Source organism: Weissella sp. DD23 (assembly GCF_001579105.1).
GTDB lineage: Bacteria > Bacillota > Bacilli > Lactobacillales > Lactobacillaceae > Weissella > Weissella cibaria.
In genome coordinates, this window is sequence record NZ_KQ970394.1 from 1,646 (window position 1) to 4,269 (window position 2,624).

Annotated in this window: 3 protein-coding genes and 1 other annotated feature; all 3 genes read left to right on the top strand. The window is 44.9% G+C overall.

Features of this window, described 5'->3' with window-relative positions; translation table 11 throughout:
* On the top strand, positions 1 to 728 hold a 728-nt coding region (locus WEIDD23_RS07480), incomplete at its 5' end, for a helicase-related protein (RefSeq protein ID WP_278279471.1).
* Positions 729 to 762: 34 nt separating this feature from the next.
* A complete protein-coding gene (locus WEIDD23_RS07485; protein ID WP_150180130.1) occupies positions 763 to 1,392 on the top strand; it encodes a ComF family protein in 630 nt (209 codons plus the stop codon).
* A gap of 161 nt (positions 1,393 to 1,553) precedes the next feature.
* A complete protein-coding gene (gene raiA, locus WEIDD23_RS07490) occupies positions 1,554 to 2,114 on the top strand; it encodes a ribosome hibernation-promoting factor, HPF/YfiA family (RefSeq protein WP_010374259.1) in 561 nt (186 codons plus the stop codon).
* A 180-nt stretch (positions 2,115 to 2,294) separates the two neighbouring features.
* Positions 2,295 to 2,561, top strand: a binding site (T-box leader).
* Positions 2,562 to 2,624: the final 63 nt, after the last annotated feature.

Here is a 2,624-nt window from a genome sequence, read left to right on the forward strand (position 1 = left end):
CGCACCAGTTGCTGCGTTTCCGGGCAGCCTTTGATGTGATTGTTGTGGATGAAGTAGATGCGTTCCCTTACGCTGAGAATGTCCAATTAGAAGGTGCTGTTCAGCGAGCGACTAAACCACAAGGGTGTCATTTTTATCTCACGGCAACCCCAAGTGCGCGACTCTTACGTGACGTTAGCAAACAACGATTGCGGATTAGTTTGTTGCCTCGCCGGTATCATGGGCAGCCGTTACCGAATTTTACGATTATTAAAATTGGCAATTGGCGCAAAAAATTATCGTGGCGTATTCAGCGCATTCTCCGTGAGTACGTTATATCAAAACAACGCTTTCTAATTTTTGTGCCCCATGTTGCTGATTTAACGGCGACGCTGAACGAGATAACACGGTTGCAGCCATCACTTAAAATTGCGGCCACACACGCTGGTGATCCTGATCGGCAAGGGAAGGTACAGGCGATGCGGGCAAGTGAGTTGCAAGCATTGATTACGACAACCATCTTGGAGCGTGGGGTGACGTTTAAAGGCATTGATGTGATGATTCTGGGCGCTGACGATCCTGTTTTTAGTCAAGCTGCCTTAATTCAAATTGCCGGACGTTGTGGACGTAGCGCTTCTCGGCCAACCGGTAAAGTTTGGACAGGGGTTACCGAACGAACGCGTACGGTCATCCAAGCCCGGAACGAGATTCGGTATTTAAACATGAAAGGGAAACAGTATGACGTGTGAATTGTGCGGGCGGATACAGCAGGGAGAATGGACCTTGGGTGATTTTTTCATCTTTCATCAACCACAGATGTTGTCAATTTGCGAAGCGTGTCGGCAACAGTTCACCCGGATTACGGGGCCGGTGTGTGCCGAATGTGGGTGTCAAAGCCAAATATCGCCTTGTGCTGAGTGTGAAATTTGGCTGACAGCAGGATACCCGGCCATCCATAATCAAGCTTTATTTGCTTATGACGAGCAGATGCAACAGTACTTTAAGCAGTATAAGTTTCAAGGTGGTTATCATTTAAGGGATGTGTTTCAGGAGATGCTCGCCCAAAGGTTGGTTAAAGTTGCACCGACTATGATTGTGCCAATCCCAATAACAACGGAGACACAAAACCAACGTGGTTTCAATCAAGTGAGTGCATGGTTAGAAAAATGTGAAATAAATGAAATTTTAACTTGTATCTCAACCAGTAAGGCGGTACAATCTATGAAAACACGGCGGGAGCGTTTACAGACAACGCAGCCGTTCTGTCTCGTCACAGAAAATCTTGATTTAACTGGACAAAGAATTTGTATAGTTGATGATGTTTGTACGACAGGACGCACGTTGCGACACGCATCGTCGTGTTTGTATGAAAGTGGTGCGACCCAAATATGCACAGTCACGTTAGCAAGATGATATGTTCATGAAGAGAGTATGAAAACGCTTTCTTTTATTGTCATATTGGTGTTACAATATAGTTACCGAAAGGACATCTAGACAGATACTTTGGGAACTGCGTGATCACGTGTTATGGGGACATAGCATCACGCAAATCTAGTCAGACAGGAGACAGGATTATGCTAGAATTTAAGGTACGTGGTGAGAACATTGAGGTCACTGATGCAATGACCGACTACATCGAGAAGCGTTTGTCACGCTTGGAGCGTTACTTGAACGATGACGCAAAGTATGTTGCCCACGTTAACGTTCGTTCATACAAGGAAGGTACGTTCAAGACTGAAGTTACGATTCAATTGCCATACTTGTTGTTGCGTGCTGAAGATACGCAAGCCGACATGTATCAAACAGTTGATTTCGTTTCTGAAAAGTTGGAGCGTCAAATTCGTAAGTACAAGACTAAGGTTAACCGCAAGTCACGTGAGAAGGGCTACAAGGGCATTGAAGAATTGGACTTTGCAGCTGCACCGGAAGAACTTGAGGCAGAAGAGTCTGAAGCCTTGGACATTGTACGTACAAAGCATGTTGCTTTGAAGCCAATGGATGCTGAAGAAGCAGTTTTGCAAATGGAATTGTTGGGCCACGAGTTCTTCATTTTCCAAGATGCTGAAACTGATACGGCTGCTGTCGTATACAAGCGTCGCGATGGCAAGTATGCCTTGTTGGACACTGAAGCATAATTACTAAGAGATTAGGCGTTACGCATAAAACCTATAATAAAGTGGTGTGGTTATGGGGCACAGCACATAAAAAATAAAACCGCTGATTGATGATAGGGCATCAATCAGCGGTTTTTGTTTGATACAGACGTTGACATAAAGTAAGTGAGAGTTTACAATCAATACTGTTAGAAAACAATGAGAAACAAAGTGATCAGGAAAGTATTTGTCGTTCGCCAAACAGAGAGCTGTTGGTTGGTGTGAAACAGTTGGGGAGACGACAAAGAAAATGGCCTGTGATTGGAAATCGTAAGTGGCAAGTTCATGAGCGATTTACGGGTTGGTCTCCGTTAACGGACACGCGTATCGTCATCGCATCATGTCGCGCTCTGACCGCACGTTGTAAGGTTGACCCGGGTAACTGGGGCAATAAAGATAGAATGGTAACACGACAAGCTCGTTTCTATTCCAGTAAGTAACTGGGTAGGAACGGGCTTTTTTGCATAGAAAGGAATAGACAATGACAGCACT